The sequence below is a fragment of the Roseateles sp. L2-2 genome (assembly GCF_050613215.1).
Classification (GTDB): domain Bacteria; phylum Pseudomonadota; class Gammaproteobacteria; order Burkholderiales; family Burkholderiaceae_C; genus Roseateles; species Roseateles noduli.
On the sequence record NZ_CP192509.1, the window covers coordinates 674868 to 696134 of the forward strand.

The window sequence follows — 21267 nt, forward strand, 5'->3', positions numbered from 1 at the left end:
CTGGACATAGCCACCACATTCATCCAATTTATCCGTTGAACAACAGATATGCGTCGGGCAACATGGCTGGATGCGATACGACCTGAACCTGCTGCCGGTCTTCCTGGCGGTGATGGAGGAGCGCAGCGTGACCCGCGCGGCGCAGCGGCTGGGCATCACGCAGCCGGCGTTGTCCAACGCGCTGACGCGGCTGCGGGCGATGCTGATGGATCCGCTGTTCATCCGCGAGCGCTACGGCATGCAGCCGACGCAGAAGGCGGAGGAGCTCGCGCCCATCATTGCCGCCGCGCTGGCGAGCCTGGACACGGCGATCCTCGGCCAGCAGGATTTCGATCCGGCGAAATCGACGCAGCTGGTGACGCTGGCGCCGAACAGCTACGTCGAGCTGGTGCTGGTGCCGGCGATCGTCGCGCGGCTGCGGGAGCAGGCGCCGAACATGGCGGTGCGGCTGACGCCGTTCGGCACCGACCTGGCGGAGACGGGCGTGATCTCGGGCTCGACGGCGATGGTGCTCGGGCGGGTGGTCGATCCGCCGGACAACCTCGTCGTGCAGCACGTGATGGACGACGGCCTCGCGTGCATCGTGCGGCGCGGGCATCCGACGGTGGACCGGAAGATGACGCGCAAGCAGTACGAGCAGCTCAAGCACGTGAACATGCTGCCGCCGGGCCGGCTGCGGGTGGGGCTGTTCCAGGCGCTGGAAAAACAAGGATTGAAGCGCGACGTCGCGGTGTCGGTGACGCACTTCCTCGCGGTGCCGGAGGTGGTCGCGGTCACCGATTACTGCGCGACGCTGCCGGCGCAGATCTGCCGGAAGCTGGCATCGGACAAGCGCCTGAAGGTGCTGCCGTCGCCGGTGGATCTGGGCACCTTCCCGGTGGAGATCGCGTGGCACGTCAGATACCGGGACGACCCGGCGCATCGGTGGCTCAGGGCGCTGGTGTCGGAAGTCGCCGCGGAGGTCGCGGCGCAGGGCGAGATCCCTTCGCCGAAGAAGGCGTGAGCCGCGGCTAGGATGCCGGCATGCCTGCACTCGCTCCGACTCCCACCGCCTTCATGCTCGACCTCGACGGCACGCTCGTCGACACCTTGGGCGATTTCGTCGCGGTGCTGAACCGCGTGATGGCCGACATGGCCTTGCCTGCCGTCCAGCGCGACTTCGTCGAGCACACGATCGGGCAGGGCAGCGAGCACCTGATCCGCAGCGTGCTCGCCGAGGTCGGCGCCCCTCAGGAACATTACGAGCAGGCCTGGGCGCTCTACCAGCGCCACTACGAGGTGCTCAACGGCGAGCACGCCGACGTGTTCCCCGGCGTGATCGAAGGCCTGGACGCGCTGAAGGCGCTCGGCCTGCCGATGGCCTGCCTGACCAACAAGCCCGCCGCGTTCGCGCGGGAGCTGCTCAAGCGCAAAGGCTTGGATCGCTACTTCGACCGCGTCTTCGGCGGCGACGACTTCGAACGCAAGAAGCCCGATCCGATGCCGCTGCTCAAGACCTGCGAGGCGCTCGGCTCAGCGCCGGCGACGACCTGGATGATCGGCGACTCCAGCAACGACGCGCGTGCCGCGCATGCCGCCGGCTGCCCGATCGCGCTTGTCAGCTACGGCTACAACCACGGTCAGCCGATCCGCGAGGTGCCTGCGGAACGCTACATCGACCGGCTCGACGAACTGCTCGGCTGAGCGTCCGTCGGCCAGCACGCTCAGCGGCTGCTGCCCGCCGCGTTGCGGTTGCTGGTCGCTGCCGCCGCCTTGCCGCCGCCCAGCAGCGCGACCTTCAGGTCGCTGTCCGCCGGCGACTTGCCCAGCCAAATCTTCAGCAGCACGTTGAAGAAGTCCTCGCCCTTGATGGGCTCGCCGGGGATCAGCTGGCCGTTGACGAAGACCACCGTGCCCGTCCCGGGGATGTAGTCCACGCCGAAGCTCTCGCCCGTCTTGAGCTTCTTCTTCTGCACGAAGATCTCCGACATGCGCAGCACGCCGACGATGGAACGCCCGAATTCCTCGCGCGTCGCGTTCTGCTCCATGCCCTTGGTGAAGAGCTTGCCCAGCTCCTCGCCGTCGATGTCCCGCAGCATCTGGATGTGCATGCGCTTGGGGCCCGTGTTGGCCAGCACCGCCTCGGGCGTCGTCGCCTTCGCGTTCATGTACAGGCCGGCCGTGTAGACCTTGAAGATCGCCTTGTAGCGGATCCCCGCGCCGTTGAGCTGCAGCTTCTGGCCGGCCACCTCGACGTTGCCGTCGTACTTGACGCCGGCCAGCTCGATCGGCGCCGTGGCGACCGCGGCCGCGGAAGCCGCCCCAGGCGTGGACTGGGCCGACGCCGCGATCGGCGTCGACAACGCGGCCGCGAGCAGACCCGCGGTCATCAGGACTTTGCGCTTGGACATGTGTCTCCATTCCCTCCGGAAGGATCGGTCGACTCCACGGTCGACTCTGATGCGAAGTATCCGACAGCGATGCGAAGCCGGGCCTCCGGGAATCCTCCTGCTGGATCCTGCTGATACACTGGTCCGCACCATGTTTATCACGCGCAAGCACATCAAGGGGTCGAACGACCGGGGAGCCTGGCCCTGGCGATCCTGGTTCGACTTCTCCTGAAGCCGCCTGCTGCTTGCCGCCCGCCGTCCACCCCTATCCCCCGGACGCGGGACCGTCACACTTCCTCTGCACCCTACCGGACGGGGCAGGTCCAACAGGCGACCTGAGTTACCGCTTGCGCGCGCGTCGTGATGCCCTGCGTCACTGATGACACGCCGCATCCGACAAGAGGTTTGACGACGTGATCACCGAACTGGAATTCCAAAGCCTGGCCGCCGACGGCTACAACCGCATCCCGCTGATCAGCGAGGCCTTCGCGGACCTGGAGACCCCCCTCTCGCTCTACCTGAAGCTCTGCGCCGGCAACGGCCCGGGCCGCCACAGCTTCCTGCTGGAATCGGTGGTCGGCGGCGAGCGCTTCGGCCGCTACTCCTTCATCGGCCTGCCCGCGCGCACCGTGCTGAAGAGCGAGGGCCCCGTCACCCGCGTGATCCGCGACGGCGCCGTGATCGAGACGCATGAAGGCGACCCGCTCGCCTTCATCGAGGCCTACCAGCAGCGCTTCAAGGTCGCGCTCAGACCCGGCATGCCGCGCTTCTGCGGCGGACTGGCCGGCTACTTCGGCTACGACGCCGTGCGCTACATCGAGCCGCGCCTGGCCGCGTCCACGCCGCAGGGCGGCCTGCCGACGCCCGACGTGATGCTGCTGCAGTGTGAGGAGCTGGCCGTCATCGACAACCTGTCGGGCAAGCTCTACCTGATCGTCTACGCCGACCCCGGCCAGCCCGAGGCCTACTTCAAGGCGAAGAAGCGTCTCACCGAACTGAAGGACAAGCTGGGCTACTCGGTCGCCGCGCCGCGCGTGGTGCGCGCGCAGGCGCACCCGGTCGAGCGCGAGTTCGCGAAAGCCGACTTCCTCGCCTCCGTCGAGAAGGCCAAGGCCTACATCGCCGCCGGCGACTGCATGCAGATCGTCTTCGGCCAGCGGCTGAAGAAGCGCTACACCGAGTCCCCGCTGAGCCTCTACCGCGCGCTGCGTTCGCTGAACCCCAGCCCCTACATGTACTTCTACGACATGGGGGACTTCCAGATCGTCGGCGCCTCGCCGGAGATCCTGGTGCGCCAGGAGCAGACGCCCGACGGCCGCAAGGTCACGATCCGTCCGCTGGCCGGCACGCGTCCGCGCGGCGGCACGCCGGAACAGGACCAGGCGCTGGAGGTCGAACTCAAGGCCGATCCGAAGGAGCGCGCCGAGCATCTGATGCTGATCGACCTGGCCCGCAACGACACCGGCCGCATCGCGCAGACCGGCAGCGTGAAGGTGACGGACGCCTTCGCGGTCGAACGCTACTCGCACGTGATGCACATCGTCAGCAACGTCGAGGGCCTCCTGAAACCTGGCGTGGGCAACATGGACGTGTTCCGCGCCAGCTTCCCGGCCGGCACGCTGTCGGGCGCGCCCAAGATCCGCGCGATGGAGATCATCGACGAGCTCGAACCCGTCAAGCGCGGCATCTACGGCGGCGCCTGCGGCTACCTGAGCTTCGGCGGCGACATGGACCTGGCCATCGCGATCCGCACCGGCATCGTGATGGACCAGGTGCTCTACGTGCAGGCGGCGGCGGGCATCGTGGCGGACTCGGTCCCCGAGCTCGAATGGAAGGAGACCGAGGCCAAGGCGCGCGCGCTGCTGCGCGCCGCGGAACTGGTCGAAGAAGGCTTCTGAAGCTGAAGTGAACGAAGGAGCAACGACATGCTGCTGATGATCGACAACTACGACAGCTTCACCTTCAACCTGGTGCAGTACTTCGCCGAGCTCGGCGCCGAGGTGAAGACGGTCCGCAACGACCAGATCACGCTGGACGAGATCGCCGCGCTCAACCCGACCCATCTGGTGCTCTCGCCGGGGCCGTGCACGCCCAAGGAAGCCGGCGTCTGCGTGCCGGCGATCCAGCGCTTCATCGGCAAGATGCCGATCCTGGGCGTGTGCCTGGGCCACCAGAGCATAGGCGCCGCGCTGGGCGGCCACATCGTCCGCGCCAAGGTGCAGATGCACGGCAAGTCCTCGACGATCACGACCGACACGCAGGGCGTTTTCAGCGGACTGCCCGAGCGCTTCGACGTGATCCGCTACCACTCGCTGGCGATCGAGGAATCGACGATCCCGAAGGAGCTGGAGATCAGCGCCCGCAGCGAGGACGGCGAAATCATGGGCGTGCGTCATCGCGCGCTCGCCGGCACCGCGACGCCGCTGGAGGGCGTCCAGTTCCATCCCGAATCCATCCTCTCGGAGCACGGTCACGCGATGCTCAAGAACTTCCTGGAGTTGGCACGATGAACGAAGGCAGCAAGGCAGCAGGTCATCCCGGCGCGATCGTCGATCTGCGCAGCGATACCGTCACCCAGCCGACCGCGGGCATGCGCGCCGCCATGGCGTCCGCGCCGCTGGGCGACGACGTCTTCGGCGACGACCCGAGCGTCAACGCGCTGCAGGCGGCGCTGGCGGAGCGGCTCGGCTTCGAGGCCGCGCTGTTCATGCCCACCGGCACGCAGAGCAACCTGTGCGCCTTGATGGCGCACTGCCAGCGCGGCGACGAATACATCGTCGGGCAGTTCGCCCACACCTATCGCTGGGAAGGCGGCGGCGCCGCGGTGCTGGGCTCCATCCAGCCGCAGCCGCTGAACCACGCGCCGGACGGCTCGCTGCCGCTGGCCGACATCGAAGCCAACATCAAGCCCGACGACGCGCACTTCGCGCGCACGCGGTTGCTGGCGTTGGAGAACACGATAGGCGGCAAGGTGCTGCCGATGGACTATCTCGCCGCTGCATCCGAGCTGGCGAAACGCCACGGCCTGTCGCGCCATCTCGACGGCGCACGGCTGTTCAACGCGGCGGTCGTCGTCGCCGCGCGCGAAGGCGGCGATCCTTACGACGCGGCGAAGCGCATCTGCTCGCACTTCGACAGCGTCTCGGTCTGCTTCTCCAAGGGACTGGGCGCGCCGGTCGGCTCGGTGCTGTGCGGCTCGCGCGAGCTCATCAAGAGTGCGCATCGCTGGCGCAAGATGCTGGGCGGCGGCATGCGCCAGGCCGGGCTGCTCGCATCGGCGGCGCACTACGCGCTCGACCACCAGGTGAAGCGCCTGGGCGAGGACCATGCGCTGGCCAAGCGCCTCGCCGAAGGACTGCAGGGCCTGCCGGGCCTGACGGTCGAGGCGCCACAGACCAACATCGTCTTCTGCGACGTCGACAAGGGCATCGCGGCCAAGCTGGTCGAGCATTTGAAGTCCGAAGGCGTGCTCACGACCGGGCTGTACAAGCTGCGCTTCGTGACCCATCTCGACGTGGACGCCGCCGGTGTGGACCGCGCGGTCGCGGCCACGCGCCGGTTCTTCAACGCCTGAGCGGGAGATCGTCATGCCCATCACCGACAACGAGGCGCTGACCCGCGTCATCGAGCACCGCGAGATCTTCCACGACGAGATGCTGGCGCTGATGCGCCGCATCATGAGCGGCGACATCTCGCCGGTCACCGCGGCGGCGATCCTGATCGGCCTGCGCGTCAAGAAGGAGACCATCGGCGAGATCACCGCCGCCGCGCAGGTGATGCGCGAGTTCTCCGTCAAGGTGCCGATCGAGCCGGGCCCGCATCTGGTCGACGTCGTCGGCACCGGCGGCGACGGCGCGCACACCTTCAACATCTCGACCTGCTCGATGTTCGTCGCCGCGGCGGCGGGCGCGCAGGTCGCCAAGCACGGCAACCGCAGCGTCTCGTCCAAGACCGGCAGCGCGGACGTGCTGGAGGCGCTCGGCGTGACGCTGTCGCTGCCGCCGCAGGCGGTCGCGGAGTGCGTGCGCCAGACCGGCATCGGTTTCATGTTCGCGCCCAACCACCATCCGGCGATGAAGAACATCGCGCCCGTCCGCAAGGAGCTGGGCGTGCGCACGATCTTCAACATCCTGGGGCCGCTGACCAACCCGGCCGACGCGCCCAACATCCTGATGGGCGTGTTCCATCCGGACCTCGTCGGCATCCAGGTCCGCGTGATGCAGCGCCTGGGCGCGCAGCACGCCGTGGTCGTCTACGGCAAGGACAACATGGACGAGATCTCGCTGGGCGCGGCGACGCTGGTCGGCGAGCTCAGGAACGGCGAGATCCGCGAGTACGAGATCCATCCCGAGGACTTCGGCATGCCGATGGTCGCGAGCCGCAACCTGCGCGTCAGCGGCCCGGAGGAGAGCCGGCAGGTGCTGCTGGGCGTGCTCGGCAACGAGCCCGGCGCGGCGCGCGACATCGTGCTGCTGAACGCCGGCGCGACGCTGTATGCGGCCAACGTCGTCGAGTCGATCGCCGACGGCATCGCGAAGGCGCGTGTCGCGATCGAGTCCGGCGCCGCGCGCGCGAAGCTGGACCAGTTCGTCGCCGAGACGCAGCGGCAGGCCGCCGCGAACGCCTGAAGCCGCCTGAATCCGTCTGGAATCGAGAGAGTCGTATGTCTGACATCCTGGATCGCATCAACGCCGTCAAGCGCGAGGAAGTCGCCGCGGCGTCGGCCCGCGTGCCGCTGGCCGCGCTGCGTGCCGAAGCCGAATCGCGCGCGGAGCCGACGCGCGGTTTCGTGAAGGCGCTGCGCGCGAAGATCGCCGACGGTCGCAGCGGCGTCATCGCCGAAGTGAAGAAGGCCAGCCCGAGCAAGGGCGTGTTGCGCGAGGACTTCCGTCCCGCCGACATCGCCCGCAGCTACGAGCAGCACGGCGCGGCCTGCCTGAGCGTGCTGACCGATGCGCCGCATTTCCAGGGCTCGGTCGAGTTCCTGAAGCAGGCCCGCGCGGCCTGCGCGCTGCCGGTGCTGCGCAAGGACTTCATGATCGATCCGTACCAGGTCTACGAAGCCCGCGCGATGGGCGCGGACTGCATCCTGCTGATCGCAGCGAGCCTGGACGACGGGCTGATGGCGGAGCTTGAAGACTGCGCGCTGGGCCTCGGCCTGGACGTGCTGGTCGAGGTGCACGACGGCGCGGAGCTGGAGCGCGCGCTGCGCTTGAAGACGCCCATGGTCGGCATCAACAACCGAAACCTCAAGACTTTCGAGGTCACGCTGGACACGACGCTCGGGCTGCTGAAGCACGTGCCGGCGGATCGCCTGCTGGTGACCGAGTCCGGCATCCTCGGACCCGACGATGTGCAGCGCATGCGCGAGGCGCAGGTCAACGCCTTCCTCGTCGGCGAGGCGTTCATGCGCGCGCCGGATCCGGGCGCGGCGTTGTCGGCGCTGTTCCGCTGATGGCCGCGACGCTCAAGACCCTCGACTGGTCGGCCGGGGACGGCTGGCAGCCGCTGATCGACGCCTGGCGCGCGAGTGCCGATGGCCAGCGCATCGAGGCGCTGCTGAAGACGCGCCTTGCGGAAGGCGCGGTGATCTATCCGCCCGATCCGCTGCGCGCGCTGCGACTCACGCCGTTGACGAACGTGAAGGTCGTCATCGTCGGCCAGGACCCGTATCACGGGCCGGGGCAGGCGGAGGGACTGTCGTTCTCCGTGCCGGTGGGGGAGAAGCTGCCGCCCTCGCTGCGCAACATCTTCAAGGAACTGCAGCGCGACCTGGGGCAGCAGCCGGCGATGTCGGGCCATCTCGGCGAGTGGGCGCGCCGCGGGGTGCTGCTGCTCAACACCAGCCTGACCGTCGAGGACGGCGCCGCCGCCTCGCATGCGAAGAAGGGCTGGGAGTCGCTGACGGATGCGCTCATCGTTGCAACCGCGCAAGACCCGGCCCCCAAGGTCTACCTCCTCTGGGGGGCTCATGCGCAGGCGAAGGCGCCGCTGATCGAGGCGGCGGGGCATCAGCATCTGGTGCTGCAGGCGAATCACCCATCGCCGTTGTCCGCCACGCGTGGTCCCGCGCCCTTCATCGGCTGCGGGCATTTCTCGGCTGCAAGTACCTGGCTGAAGGGGCAGGGCGTCGAGCTCGGCTGGTCCTTGGATTGACCGTACTGCCGCGGTCGCTGGCCCTCACCCCTGCCCTCTCCCGCAAGCGGGAGAGGGAGTAAAACAGGCCTCCGCTCTTTTCTCTCAGAGCCATAACTGGTACGTTGGTGGTCATAACCACGCAACCCCTCTGAAAGGGGCCCCGGCATCAGGGTTAAGTCCAGTGCGCTACCAATTGACGCTCTGCGTTTTTTGGTACTAAACTGGTATTAATCATGACAAGCCACCCCCTGGCGGACGCCTGGTCCGCTCCTCTGCAGCCGCGATTCGCGGGCGTCCGCTTCCTGGTGGGAGTGGATGGCGGTGGCACCGGCACGCGGGTCCGGCTCAGCGACGTCCACGGGCAGCTGCTCGGACAAGGCTGGGCGGGGCCGTCGGCGCTGGGGCAGGGCATTGCTCAAGCCTGGCGCCACATCCAGATGGCCGTCCAGGAAGCGGCGGCCAAGGCCGGCATCGAACGTCTGCCGCTCGGCGAGACCGCCATCGGTCTGGGCCTCTCCGGCGCGGGCGTCGCTTCGCAGGCGCAGGCCTTCGTCGCGCAGCAGCCGGGCTACCTCCACATCGAACTCGTGAACGACGGCACCACGTCCGTCATCGGCGCCCATGCGGGCCGGCCCGGCGGCGTGATCGCGGCCGGCACCGGCACGGTGGGCGAGGCGCTGCGCGCCGACGGCTCGATGGTCTGCGTCAGCGGCTGGGGCTGGATAGGCGGCGACGAAGGCAGCGGCGCGTGGCTCGGCATCCAGGCGATGCGCGTGGCGCAGAAGGCCATGGACGGACGCGTCGACGCCGGACCGCTGGCGCGCGCCGTGTGGGCCGTCGCCGGCTGCAAGGACGGCCAGGACCGCGACGCCATCAACGCCTGGGTCGCCCAGGCCGGCCAGCATGCGTACGCGCAGCTCGCGCCGCTCGTCTTCGAACAATCGGAATCCGATCCGGCCGCCGCGGCGCTCGTCGCGCAGGCGGTCGCGGAACTGGAGCAGCTCGCGCTCGCGCTCGATCCGACGCGGCAGCTGCCGCTGTCGCTCGCGGGCAGCGTGGCGCAGCGGCTCGCCGCGCTTTTCTCAGGCAACATTCGGGCCCGTTGCGTGTCGCCCCAGGGCGACTCGGCCGACGGCGCGCTGCGGCTGGTCCGCGGCGCTCTCTCCGACCCCCGTTGAAGACGAGAAGCCCGATGAGCACCAAGCTGCCCTTCCAGTTCAAGCCCGATCCCGCCGCCGCGTCGCCGCTGTACATGCAGCTGGCCCACAAGCTGGCGCAGGCGATCCGAGAAGGCCAGTACCAGGCCGACGAGGCCCTGCCGTCGGAACGCGTGCTCTCCGAGTCGCTGGACCTCTCGCGCGTCACCGCCCGCAAGGCGATCGATCGCCTCGTGGAACAGGGCCTGATCGTGCGCAAGCGCGGCTCCGGCAACTACATCGCCCCGAAGCTCGAACAGCCGCTGTCGCGCCTGACCAGCTTTTCGGAAGAACTCCATCAGCGCGGCTTCAAGCCCAGCAGCCGCTGGCTGACGCGCGGCTTCGCCATGGCGGCCCCGGACGAGCAGCTCTCGCTCGGCCTGACGACCGGTCAGCGCGTCGCGCGCCTGGAACGCCTGCGCCTGGCGGATGCCGTGGTCATGGCCTATGAGCTCTCGATCCTGCCCGAGGCCGTGCTGCCCGATCCGCAGAAGGTCGAGTCCTCGCTGTACGAGCACCTCGCCCAGCACGGCGGCGCCCCGGTGCGCGCGCTGCAGCACATCCGCGCCATCAATGCCGACTCGCGTCTCGCGGGCCTGCTGCAGGTGCCGGTGGGCCAGGCGGTGCTCTTCATCACCCGCGTGGGCTACCTCGACCAGGGTCAGGCCGTGGAGCTCACCCATTCCTACTGCCGCAGCGACTACTACGACTTCGTCGCGGAGATGAGGCGAGACGGATGACGACCCAGCACATCGACGGATTCATATTGACACCCAGCGGGTTCATCCGCGGTGTGCTGGAACATGACAAGGGACGCGTCGTCCGCATCGACGGGACGCCTGCGCCGGAATACGACGTGCGCCACGGCGCGCAGGACCTGCCCATCGTCCTCCCGGGCTTCATCGACACCCACGTCCACGGCGGCGCCGGCCGCGACACGATGGAAGGCGGCGACGCCGCCGCGCAGCTTGCGATGCTGCATGCGAAACACGGCACGACCTCGCTGCTCGCCACGACGATGACCGCGCCGCTGGACGAGATCCGGCAGGCGATGCGGGGACTGGCCGAACTCTGCGTCGTGCGCCCCGAGGGCGGCGCCCGCGTGCTGGGCGTGCACCTCGAAGGGCCGTACATCAATCCCGGCAAGCTCGGTGCGCAGCCGGACTTCGCCAAGGCCGCGTCGATCGCCGAAATCCGCGAGCTGCATGCGATCGCGCCGATCCGCCTGATCACGCTGGCGCCGGAACTGCCCGGACATCTCGACCTGGTCACGCAGCTGCGCGTCGCCGGCTTCCAGGTGCAGATCGGCCACTCGCTGGGCACCTACGAGGACGGCGTGGCCGCGCTCGGCCGCGGCGCCGGCGGCTTCACGCATCTGTTCAACGCGATGACGGGCCTGCACCACCGCGAGCCCGGCATGGTCGGCGCCGCGCTGGCGCACGCGCAGTACGCCGAGATCATTCCGGACCTGCTGCACGTGCATCCCGGCGCGATCCGCGTCGCGCTGCGCAGCATCCCGCATCTGTTCTGTGTCACCGATTCGACGGCCGCGGCCGGCATGCCCGACGGCGAGTACAGCCTGGGCCGCCACCGCGTCACCAAGTGCCTGGGCGGCGTGCGCCTGCCCGACGGCACGCTGGCCGGATCGACGCTGACGATGGACCAGGCGCTGCGCAACCTGGTGCTGAAACTGGGCCTCCCGATCGAGGACGCGTCCAAGCGCGTGTCGACGAACGCGGCGGACTATTTGGGTCTGGACGATCGGGGCCGTCTGGCGCCGGGCGCCTGGGCGGATTTCGTGGTGATGGACCGTGGCTTGCAGTTGCAGTGCGTGGTCGTTGAAGGAGAAGCAATTGACCTCGCGAATGCTGGATGAGGCGCTGAGCGCGCCGCAGGTGGTGGCCCGTCAACTGGCCGCCGATCAGAACGCCTACGCGGCCCTGGGCGACGCGCTGCGCGAGCAGCCGCCGACCTCGCTGCTGACGATCGCGCGCGGCAGTTCGGACCATGCGTCCCACTACCTCGCCTACCTGGTGATGGCGCGTCTGGGCCGACTGGTGACCTCGCTGCCGATGTCGCTGATCACGCTCTACCAGAGCAAGATCGAGAGCCAGGGCCTGGTGTCCTTCGCCTTCTCGCAATCGGGCCAGAGCCCGGACCTGGTCTCGCCGACGCAGTACTTCCGCGCCAACGGCGCCCGCACGGTCGCCTTCGTCAACGCCGACGGCTCGCCGCTGGAAGCCGCCGCCGAGCACGTCTTCCGACTGCATGCCGGCGTGGAGCAGAGCGTCGCCGCGACCAAGAGCTACATCGCGCAGCTGGTGGCGGGCGCGCGCGTCGTCGCCGCCTGGCAGGGCGACGAGGACCTCTCGGCCGCGCTGCAGACCCTGCCGCAGGCGATGGAGCAGGCCGCGAAGCAGCGCTGGGACGTGGCGGTCGACGTGCTCAAGGGCGCGGACAAGCTGTTCGTCATCGGGCGCGGCACCTCGCTGCCGATCGCGCTGGAAGCGGCGCTCAAGTTCAAGGAGACCTGCGGCATCCAGGCCGAGGCCTTCTCCGGCGCGGAAGTGAAGCACGGTCCGATGGCACTGGTGGACGAGGGCTATCCGCTGCTGGTCTTCGCGCCGCGCGGTCCCGCGCAGGCGGGGCTGCTGGCGCTGGCCGAGGAGATGCGCGGCCGCGGCGCGCGCGTGCTGCTGGCGGCGCCGGAAGGCACGCCCGGCGCCGAGCTGCCGCTGACCTGCACCGGCAACGAGGACCTCGATCCGATCACGGCGGTGCAGAGCTTCTATCCGATGGTCGAGGCGCTGGCGCAGGCGCGGGGTCTGAACCCCGACCAGCCGCGGCACCTGGCCAAGGTCACCAAGACGCACTGATCGCGCAAGCGCGCATCCATTCCCCATCCCCAGCCGTCGACCCGCGGGCCAGGCAGAAGAGAACGACATGAGCGAGACAGCATTCCATCCGGGCCGGCTGGTGATGGTGGACATCCAGGGCAAGACGCTGGACGCGACGACCGCGGCCTTCCTGCGCGACAACAGGATCCGTGCCGTCTGCCTGTTCCGCAAGAACCTGGGCACCGAGGCCGAGGTCCGGCAGCTCACGCGCGATCTGCGCGAGGCGATGGGCGCGGATGCGCTCATCGGGCTCGACCAGGAGGGCGGTTCCGTCGTGCGGGCGACCTTCCTGCCGCAGCCGCCGTCGGCGATGGCGCTGGGCGCGGCGGGCGACGAGGGGCTGGCCGAGCAGGTCGGCGCCGCGGTGGCGCGCGGGCTGCGCGGCATCGGCATCAACTGGAACTTCGCGCCGGTCACCGACATCAACAACAACCCGGCCAACCCGGTCATCGCCGAGCGCAGCTTCGGCGAGACCGCCGACACCGTCACGCGCCTGGCCGGCGCGTGGATGAAGGGCTCGATGGCGGCGGGCGTGGCCTGCTGCATCAAGCACTTCCCGGGACACGGCGATACGCACGTCGACTCCCACCTGGACCTGCCGACGGTCGAGAAGTCCCGCGCCGAGCTGGACGCGCTCGAACTCAAGCCCTTCCAGGCGCTGCGCGACGTCGCGCCGTCGATCATGACGGCGCACATCGTCTATCCGAAGATCGACCCGCAGTACCCGGCGACGCTCTCGAAGACCATCCTGGGCGGCATCCTGCGCGACGAGTACGGCTACGACGGCGTCGTCATCACCGACGCGCTGATGATGAAGGCCATCGCCGAGCGCTACGGCTATGCGAAGGCGGCGGTGCTGGCCATCAACGCCGGCGCCGACATGATCCTGGCGCAGGGCTCGCTGGACGAGCAGGCGCAGGCGATCCATGCGCTGCAGGACGCGCTGTCGCGCGGCGGCTTGAGCGTCGAGCGCGGTCGCCAGGCCGAAGCGCGACTGGACAAGCTGGCGCGCGATTTCCCCGTCCGCTTCGACGACTACCAGGGCGCGCAGCGCGAGGCCGACGACGTGCTGATGCGTCGCGCCTGGGCCGCGGGCCTGAGCGCGCTGCGCGGCGCGAAGCCGCCGGCGGTCGATCGTCCGATCCGCGTGCTGGTGCAGGATGAAGTGCCGACCGACGGCGTCTCCGAAGCCGGACCGACCGGCGCGCAGGTGCGCGCGCTGTTCGAGGGCTACGGCGACGTCGAGTTCGTCTCGCTCGGCGACATCGCGGCGCTCGACTGGGCGACCGTGCCGAGCGACGGCCGCTTCACGATCGTGGCTTCGACGCACCGCGCGCGCTACGGCGCCAACGCTGCCGCGTGGCGGCCGGACCTGCATCTGGTGCTGTGGAATCCGTTCCAGGCGCTGGACGTCTCCGCGCCGACGGTGATCAGCTGGGGTTACGCCGACGGCGCGCTGGGCGCGCTCGGCGCCTGGCTGCAAGGCCGCGGCGAGGCCGGCGGCCAGTCGCCGGTCACGCTGGATTGAAGCCGGCTTCCGCCGCCCCGCTCAGCACCGCATCGCACCGAGGTCCTCCCCCATGAGCTCTTCGAAGAGTCCCCCCGCCGCCGACGCGCGCAGCGACCGCAGCCCCATCCGCTGGGTCTCCAGCCTGTACTTCGTGCAGGGCATGCAGTTCTTCGTCGTCATGCTGATCGCCGGCCTGATGTTCAAGAACATGGGCGTCGCCAACGACCAGATCGCGCGCTGGACCGGTCTGCTCGGCCTGGCCTGGGCGTTCAAGCCGCTGTGGAGCCCCTTCCTGGAGCTGGCGCGCAGCAAGAAGCTGATCGTCGTCGCGGGGCAGTACACCGGCGCGGTGGGCCTGGGCCTGATGGCGGTGGCGCTGCAGCTGCCGATGTGGTTCGCGGCCAGCATCGCGGTGCTGTTCCTGCTCGCCTATGCGTCGGCGACGCATGACATCGCCTGCGACGGTCTCTACATGGCCTCGCTCGACGACAAGCAGCAGGCGGCCTACGCCGGCTGGCAGGGCGCGTTCTTCAATGCGTCGAAGTTCCTGACCCTCGGCGGACTGCTGGTGCTGGCCGGTCATCTGGAGCGCGGCATCGGCGTGATGAACGCCTGGTCGGTGATCTTCGCGATGCTGGCGGTGCTGCTGTTCGTGCTGGCCAGCTACAACGCGTATGCCTTGCCCGGCACGCTCAACACCGAGCACCGCGATCTCACGGTCCGGGGCGTCTGGCAGACCCTGGACGAGGTGATCCGCGATTTCCTCGGCAAGCCGGGCATCTGGCTGATGATCCTGTTCATCGTGATGTTCCGCTTCGCCGAAGGGCAGGTGCAGACGATCGGACCGCTGTTCCTGATCGAGCCGCGCGAGAAGGGCGGTCTGGGTCTGACGACGGAACAGGTCGGCGGGATCTACGGCACCGTGGGCACGGCGGCCTTCCTGGTCGGCAGCATCGTGGGCGGGTACTTCACGAGCTGGCTGAGTCTGCGTCGCGCGATGCCGTTCCTGATCGTGGCGATGGCGGTGCCCAACGCGACCTTCTACTACCTGGCCGTCACGATGCCGGCGGATCTGTGGCACGTGGGCTTCGCTGTCGCGGTCGAGATGCTGGGTTACGGCTTCGGCTTCGTCGGGATGATCCTGTACATCATGCAGGCGGTGGCGCCGGGCAAGTACCAGACGGCGCACTACGCGCTGGGCTCGGGGGTGATGCAGCTGGGCTTCATCCTGTCCAAGACCATCAGCGGCGACATCCAGATCGCCATGGGCTACGAGCACTTCTTCCTGTGGACGATCGGCTGCGGCGCGCCGGCGCTGATCCTGCTGATGTTCATCCGCATGCCCGGAAAGACGCAGGGCGCTTCGGCGTCCCCGTCCGCCGGCTCGGCGGAACCCTTGGAGCGCGTCGTATGAAAGCCTGGATCGCAGCGACCTTGGCTGTGGCTTCAATGTCCGCGCAGGCGGGCAAGGAGCCGGCGTATTTCTTCGACGACTTCAGCTACGCAGACACTGCGGCGATGTTCAAGCAGGGCTGGACGGCGCGTGACGCGGCTGGCCATCCGGGGCTGCCGGGCGCGCGCTGGGCGCCGGAGGCCTTGAGCCTGGTCGACGGCAAGCTGCGTCTGCGCGGCACGACCGACGGCACCGGCGCGGGCACGACGCAGGTGCAGGTCTGCCACCAGCGCAAGTATCTGGCCGGCACCTACGCGGCGCGGGTGCGCTTCAGCGACCAGCCGGTGAGCGGCGCCGACGGCGATCCGGTGATCCAGACCTTCTACGTGGTGAGCCCGCTGAAGCACGATTTCGATCCCGAGTTCAGCGAGCTCGACTGGGAATACCTGCCCAACGGCGGCTGGGGCAGCGAGAAGACGCGGATCTACGGCATCACCTGGCAGACGGTGCGTCTGGATCCCTGGCTGGCCTTCAACCAGCAGCACGAGGAGTTCGGCCCGCTGGGCGCGCCGGGCAAGGACTGGCACACGCTGGTGATGCAGGTCGCCGATGGCCGCACGCACTGGTTCATCGACGGCCGCAAGGTCGACCAGCACGGCGGCCGGAACTATCCGGTGGTGCCGATGTCGATCAACTTCAACCTGTGGTTCTCGCCGGAAGGCCCGCTGCCGCAGGGACCCGCCGGGGGCCCGCCGCGCGTGTACGAGGAAGACGTCGACTGGGTGTTCCACGCGAAGGACGCGGTGCTGAGTCCGGCCGCCGTGGAGGCGCAGGTGAAGCGCTGGCGTGCCGCCGGCGTCAAGCGCCTCGACCAGGTGCCGGCCGCCGAGCCGGCGCTGGAGAGCCGCTGCGACTTCTGATCCTTCCGACTTCCTTCCCATGAATGCTCCCTCGAAACGCATCGCGTCCGTCGACGCGCTGCGCGGTCTGGCCGTGGCCGCGATGCTGCTGGTCAACAACCCTGGCGACTGGGGCTACGTCTATGCGCCGCTGGAGCACGCGGCCTGGAACGGCTGGACGCCGACGGACCTCGTGTTTCCGTTCTTCCTGTTCATCGTGGGCGTGTCGCTGTCCCTCGCGATGGGCGCGCGGATCGAGGCCGGCGGCGGCGATGCGCTGCGCGGCACGGTGATCAAGCGCGGGCTGCGCATCCTGGTACTCGGGCTGGTGCTGCATGCGCTCGCCTGGTGGCTGATGGGCAAACCGGCCTTGCGCATTCCCGGCGTGCTGCAGCGCATCGGACTGTGCTTCGCGTTGACCGGATTGATCGCGATCCAGTGGCGGGCGACCGGCCAGCGTCTCTGGCTCGCTGCGCTGCTGCTCGGCTATGGCGCGTTGCTGCTCTGGGGCGGTCCGCTCGACAAGGCCGGCAACATCGCCAGCCGCGTTGACGCGTGGCTGCTGGGACCTCACGGGTATGAGTGGGACCCGGTCACCGGACTCGGCCACGATCCGGAAGGCATCGTCGCCACGCTCGGCGCGATCGCGACGACGCTGCTCGGTTGGCGATGCGGCGAGGCGCTGCGCAGCGGCGCGCTGAAGCAGCTCGCGACCATCGGGATCACGGCGGCTGCCGCAGGCTTCGCACTGGACGCCATCGGCCTGATGCCCATCAACAAGAACCTGTGGACGCCGTCGTTCGTCCTCTTCACCGGCGGGCTGGCCGCGCTGGCGCTGCTGGGCGCGCATGCCTTGATCGATCGACTGGGCTGGCCGCCGCTGTTCCGCAGCTTCGGCGTCAACGCGATCGCCGCCTACGCCGGCGCGTGGATGTGCACGGTGTTCCTGGCGGGCTTCGGTTGGATGGACCCGCTCTACGCGTACGGCTTCGGCTGGCTGGAGCCGATCGTCGGGCCGTATGGGCGCTCGCTCGCCTTCGCGCTGGTGTTCGTCGCCGTCTGGTGGGCGATCGTGCGCGTGCTCGACGCACGCCGCATCTACATCAAGGTGTGAACCCCGACGCGCCGTCCGGCGCGCGGACGGACAATCGGGCGATGAGCTTTCCCATCCGCATGCCGCCCGACGTGCAGTCGCTCACCATTGGTGGCCATCAGGTCCTGCTGATCGACCACTTCCTCGAAGATCCGCAGGCGCTCGTCCAGGCCGCCTGCGCCAGCACGTTCGAGCTCTGCCCTGGAGCGACCGAAGGGAAAGGCTATCCCGGCATGCGCGCCAACGCGCCCGAGGCCTATTCCCAGGAACTGGTGTCGCTGCTGGATCCGCTCATCAAGATCAACTTCGGCATCGACGAGGACCTGCCGCTGCGCAAGACGCCGTGCATGTTCTCGCTCACCACCTTGGCGCCGGACCGGCTCGGCCCGCTGCAACGCGTGCCGCACTTCGACTCCAGCGCGCCGCATTACATGGCGGCGCTGCTGTACCTCTGCGACGGCCGTCATGGCGGCACGGGGTTCTATCGGCACAAGGCCACCGGGCTCCAGCAGATCGGTGCCGACGACACGGAGCGCTATGGCGCGTCGATCCGCGACCAGATCGAGCGCCGTCCGCCCCCGCAACGCTACTTCGACGCCGGCGATGAACACTTCGAGTTCCTCGGCAGGCTGCCAGCGAAGTTCAACCGGCTGGTCGTCTACTCGGGCGGACTCATCCACACCGCCTGCGTGAATCCCGCGCTCAGCATCAGCGACGACCCGCGCCACGGCCGGCTCACGGTCAATACCTTCGTCGACTTCTGAGGTCGCTTCGTCCGCGCAGCCAAGCGCGGGCTCTCCACGGGGTGAGGGGGCTCCCTCCTGGACCCCCTCACCCCATTCCGGCCCCACAGAGATCCGCTGACTGCCGTGTGGGGGGAGTGGGGAGGGGGCGTTCGGAAACAAAAAAGCCCGGCACGAGCCGGGCTTGAAGAGGGCCAGGAGACCCTCGGAGATGTTCTGGAATCAGAACTTGGCGTTCAGGCCGATGCGGTACGTGGTCTCGCCCATGAAGGACCAGGCCGGGTAGCCACCCTTGAGCGACTGGCGCAGCGTCGTGTTCGAACCCGCGGCGCCGTACTGCACGTCGTCTTCCTTCGTCAGGTTGATCGCCTCGAAGCTCAGACGCAGGTTCTTCGTGACGTTCCAGCCCAGGCTCAGGTCCAGCGTGCCGTAGTCGTCATGCATGCGGTTGCCGTAGTAGCCCGTCTCGCGAACCATGTACTTGGAGCGCCAGTTGTAGGCCAGACGCGCGCTGTACACGTCGGTTTCGTAGAAGCCGAGCAGGTTCACGTTGTGACGCGAGGACAGCGTGAACATGTTCAGCTCGTCCTGGTAGCTCGTCTTGGGCGCCTTCGCATCCGTGAACGTGTAGTTCGCCACCACGCCGAAGCCGTTGTCGAACGAGTGGTTCAGCTGCGTCTCGATGCCGTTGATCTTGCCGCCGCCCGCGTTGATGTAGCGGTTGATCGTCCAGTTGTCGAGGCCGGTGTCCGGGCTCACCAGACCGATCTTCTGATTGACCTGCGTCGTCGTGGTGATGAAGTTGTCGATCTTCTTGTGGAAGACCGCCGCCGACACCAGGTTGCCACGGCCGTAGTAGTACTCGATGCCGAGGTCGACCTGCTTGGACGACTGCGGCTTGAGCGCCGGGGTACCGTAGTTGACCGTCTCGTTGTTCTGGACCTGGTCGTTCCAGCCCAGCGTCGCGCCGGCGAACATGTTGTCGTAGTTCGGACGCGTGATCGCCTTGGACGCGGCGAAGCGCAGCAGCGTGTTGCGGTTGATGTCGTACACGACGTTCAGGCTGGGCAGCCAGTCGTGGTACGTCGAGCTCTGCTGCTGCTTGTTCGTGCTCCAGCCGATGTTCTGCGCGACGTCGCCGGCCGCCAGCGGCGTGCCGTCGAACACGTAGGCGTCGTTGCTCGCCTTCGTGCGGATGTAGCGCAGGCCGAAGTTGCCGTGCAGCGCGTCCTTCTCGAAGTTGAACATGCCGTACAGGGCGGTGTTCTTCTCCTCGATCTCGCCGTAGCCGCCGCGCGACTGGGTCCAGCTCGCCACGTTGGCGTTGGCCAGCGCGAACATCGCGCCCAGGTTGGGCTTGGGCACGCTCCAGCCCGGCGTGCCCATCGGGATGGTGCCGCTGAACAGGGAGTCGGTGCTGGCGCTCACCGGCGTGGTCACCATCGTCGGACGGTATTCGTCCTTCGTGAAGGTGTGCTTGGTGGCGCGGACGCCGGCCTTGAACGCGGTCAGGATGCTGTAGTCCAGATCGATGGTCACATCGGCCTGGGCGAAGTCTTCCTTGTCCTTGTTGGGACCGCGCGCGGTCGCCCAGGATTCAGGCGTGGAGTTCGCACCCAGCGCGCTCAGCGGGACGGTCATGTCCTGGCCCGGGGAGATCGAGATCTTCTTGCCGGTCGCGTCGGTCGTGCCCCACCACTTCGGCAGGCCCGGCGCGTTGCCCCAGCCCAGGTAGCTGTAGTTGGTCGTCAGCGAGGTGCCGCCGTCGGCCTTGGTCGTGCCGGCCGAGCCTTCGATCTTGAAGCCGTCGCCCTTGAACGCGCCTTCCGCGACCACGGTGTCCGAGGTCATCTTGGCGGCGCGCGCCCAGGTCTGCAGGAAGGTGCTGGTCGCGTTGGCCTGCGTGATGTTGGTCTTCTGGCACAGCAGCGCCGGATCCGGGCTCGGCTGGACGCAGGCGTTGGTGTCGGCGTAACCCTTGCCCGGGTCCTGCAGCGTGTACAGGTAGTGGGTGGTGTTGGACGCGTCGGCGTCGTACTCCAGGCGGGTGTAGTTCAGTCCGAGGTCGATGCTCTTGGTCGGGCGCGCCTGCAGGCTGACGTTGAACGCCTTGCGCTCGCGTTCCTGCAGGAAGGTGCCCGGCGTCACGTCGCCGGACCAGCGGCCGTCGGCCTCGATGCCGCGGCGCATGTAGTCGCCGCGTTCCAGGGCGCCGGAGACCAGCACGCCGAACATCTTGCCGCTGTCACGCCAGCTGTACAGGCCGGACACTTCCTTGGTCCAGTCCTTGCTGACCGTGCCCTTGCCGCCCTTGACGCTGACGAAGACCGCGTTCGGGTCCAGGTCCAGCGGCTTGCGGGTCTTGACGATCACCGTGCCGCCGATGCCGCCTTCGGTCAGGTCGGCCTGGGAGGACTTGTAGACCTCCATGCCGCCGATCAGCTCGGGCGGCAGCAGCGAGTAGTTGAACGAGCGGTCGATCGCCTTCTGGTCATACCAGCCGGTCGAGGCGACGCTGTGGCCGTTCAGGGTGGTCAGGGTCATCTGCGGGTCGGTGCCGCGGATCGACACCGAGGCGCCGACGCCGAAATCGCGTCCCACCGAGATGCCGGGAATGCGACCCAGCGCCTGGCCGACGTCGGAGTCGGGCAGCTTGCCCACGTCTTCGGCCGAGACGGCATCGACCACCGCGTTGGCGTTCTTCTTGATGTTGGCCGCCGTCTGCAGCGATGCGCGGATGCCGGTGATCACCACCTGGTCCAGCTGCGTGTTTTCTTCTTTCTTCTGTTCCTGCGCCTGCACGGCGAACGCCGCGCTCAGCAGCGTCAGCGTCACCGCCGCCGCGATTGGGGTCTTGTTGACCTTCATGATGAACTGCTCCTCGAGTGGCCAGGGAGTTGTGGCCGTGATGAAGACTTGGCACCTGAAATCACGACACCCTTCGGCGGAGTGGCATGCAGCTGGCGCCCCCGATACACCTCAATGCAACCAATGCCATGCCACTATAACGAGCGGTAAAGCCACTTTGC

Annotated in this window: 19 protein-coding genes; 17 read left to right on the forward strand and 2 right to left on the reverse strand. The window is 68.4% G+C overall.

Annotation, left to right across the window (positions count from 1 at the left end):
• The first annotated feature begins 70 nt into the window (after positions 1–70).
• Together ACQZ13_RS03065 and gph are read left to right on the forward strand one after the other, a co-directional pair.
• Positions 71–1003, forward strand: a complete 933-nt coding sequence (locus tag ACQZ13_RS03065; protein WP_431049825.1) for a LysR substrate-binding domain-containing protein — start codon at positions 71–73, stop codon at positions 1001–1003.
• A 20-nt stretch (positions 1004–1023) separates the two neighbouring features.
• Complete coding sequence (gene gph, locus ACQZ13_RS03070) at positions 1024–1683, forward strand: phosphoglycolate phosphatase (protein ID WP_431049826.1); 660 nt, start codon at positions 1024–1026, stop codon at positions 1681–1683.
• A 20-nt stretch (positions 1684–1703) separates the two neighbouring features.
• Here gph and ACQZ13_RS03075 read toward each other — a convergent pair whose 3' ends face one another.
• Positions 1704–2390, reverse strand: a complete 687-nt coding sequence (locus ACQZ13_RS03075) for a chalcone isomerase family protein (RefSeq protein WP_431049827.1) — start codon at positions 2388–2390, stop codon at positions 1704–1706.
• A gap of 392 nt (positions 2391–2782) precedes the next feature.
• Here ACQZ13_RS03075 and trpE point away from each other — a divergent pair, with 392 nt between their 5' ends.
• From trpE to ACQZ13_RS03150, 15 genes are all read left to right on the forward strand, one after another.
• Entirely contained in the window at positions 2783–4267 is a 1485-nt protein-coding gene (gene trpE, locus ACQZ13_RS03080) for an anthranilate synthase component I (protein WP_431049828.1), read from the forward strand.
• A gap of 27 nt (positions 4268–4294) precedes the next feature.
• Positions 4295–4879 (forward strand): anthranilate synthase component II, encoded by a 585-nt coding sequence (locus ACQZ13_RS03085; RefSeq protein WP_431049829.1) that lies wholly within the window; start codon positions 4295–4297, stop codon positions 4877–4879.
• On the forward strand, positions 4876–5943 hold the full coding sequence (gene ltaE, locus ACQZ13_RS03090; protein ID WP_431049830.1) for a low-specificity L-threonine aldolase: 1068 nt from the start codon (positions 4876–4878) through the stop codon (positions 5941–5943). The genes ACQZ13_RS03085 and ltaE overlap by 4 nt, the downstream gene beginning before the upstream one ends.
• 13 nt (positions 5944–5956) lie before the next feature.
• Complete coding sequence (gene trpD, locus ACQZ13_RS03095) at positions 5957–6997, forward strand: anthranilate phosphoribosyltransferase (protein WP_431049831.1); 1041 nt, start codon at positions 5957–5959, stop codon at positions 6995–6997.
• 35 nt (positions 6998–7032) lie between these two features.
• Positions 7033–7824 carry an indole-3-glycerol phosphate synthase TrpC gene (gene trpC / locus ACQZ13_RS03100; RefSeq protein WP_431049832.1) on the forward strand — a complete coding sequence of 264 codons (792 nt, stop codon included), beginning with the start codon at positions 7033–7035 and terminating at the stop codon, positions 7822–7824.
• On the forward strand, positions 7824–8525 hold the full coding sequence (locus ACQZ13_RS03105) for a uracil-DNA glycosylase (RefSeq protein WP_431049833.1): 702 nt from the start codon (positions 7824–7826) through the stop codon (positions 8523–8525). The genes trpC and ACQZ13_RS03105 overlap by 1 nt, the downstream gene beginning before the upstream one ends.
• A 215-nt stretch (positions 8526–8740) precedes the next feature.
• A complete protein-coding gene (locus tag ACQZ13_RS03110; RefSeq protein ID WP_431049834.1) occupies positions 8741–9685 on the forward strand; it encodes a BadF/BadG/BcrA/BcrD ATPase family protein in 945 nt (314 codons plus the stop codon).
• Positions 9686–9699: 14 nt separating this feature from the next.
• The gene (locus ACQZ13_RS03115) at positions 9700–10443 is read left to right on the forward strand and encodes a GntR family transcriptional regulator (RefSeq protein WP_088405999.1); all 744 of its coding nucleotides are present in this window, start codon (positions 9700–9702) and stop codon (positions 10441–10443) included.
• Positions 10440–11579 carry an N-acetylglucosamine-6-phosphate deacetylase gene (nagA, locus tag ACQZ13_RS03120; protein WP_431049835.1) on the forward strand — a complete coding sequence of 380 codons (1140 nt, stop codon included), beginning with the start codon at positions 10440–10442 and terminating at the stop codon, positions 11577–11579. Before ACQZ13_RS03115 ends, nagA begins: the two co-directional genes overlap by 4 nt.
• Positions 11569–12579 (forward strand): SIS domain-containing protein, encoded by a 1011-nt coding sequence (locus ACQZ13_RS03125; RefSeq protein WP_431053109.1) that lies wholly within the window; start codon positions 11569–11571, stop codon positions 12577–12579. Before nagA ends, ACQZ13_RS03125 begins: the two co-directional genes overlap by 11 nt.
• 67 nt (positions 12580–12646) lie before the next feature.
• Positions 12647–14128, forward strand: a complete 1482-nt coding sequence (nagZ, locus tag ACQZ13_RS03130; RefSeq protein ID WP_431049836.1) for a beta-N-acetylhexosaminidase — start codon at positions 12647–12649, stop codon at positions 14126–14128.
• Between the two features lie 52 nt (positions 14129–14180).
• A complete protein-coding gene (locus ACQZ13_RS03135) occupies positions 14181–15524 on the forward strand; it encodes an MFS transporter (RefSeq protein WP_431049837.1) in 1344 nt (447 codons plus the stop codon).
• Entirely contained in the window at positions 15521–16423 is a 903-nt protein-coding gene (locus tag ACQZ13_RS03140; RefSeq protein ID WP_431049839.1) for a glycoside hydrolase family 16 protein, read from the forward strand. The genes ACQZ13_RS03135 and ACQZ13_RS03140 overlap by 4 nt, the downstream gene beginning before the upstream one ends.
• 19 nt (positions 16424–16442) lie before the next feature.
• Positions 16443–17516 carry an acyltransferase family protein gene (locus ACQZ13_RS03145; protein ID WP_431049840.1) on the forward strand — a complete coding sequence of 358 codons (1074 nt, stop codon included), beginning with the start codon at positions 16443–16445 and terminating at the stop codon, positions 17514–17516.
• A 41-nt stretch (positions 17517–17557) separates the two neighbouring features.
• A complete protein-coding gene (locus ACQZ13_RS03150; protein ID WP_431049841.1) occupies positions 17558–18259 on the forward strand; it encodes a DUF6445 family protein in 702 nt (233 codons plus the stop codon).
• Positions 18260–18460: 201 nt separating this feature from the next.
• Here the strand turns inward: ACQZ13_RS03150 and ACQZ13_RS03155 are convergent, their stop codons facing one another.
• Positions 18461–21106, reverse strand: a complete 2646-nt coding sequence (locus ACQZ13_RS03155; RefSeq protein ID WP_431049842.1) for a TonB-dependent receptor — start codon at positions 21104–21106, stop codon at positions 18461–18463.
• Positions 21107–21267: the final 161 nt, after the last annotated feature.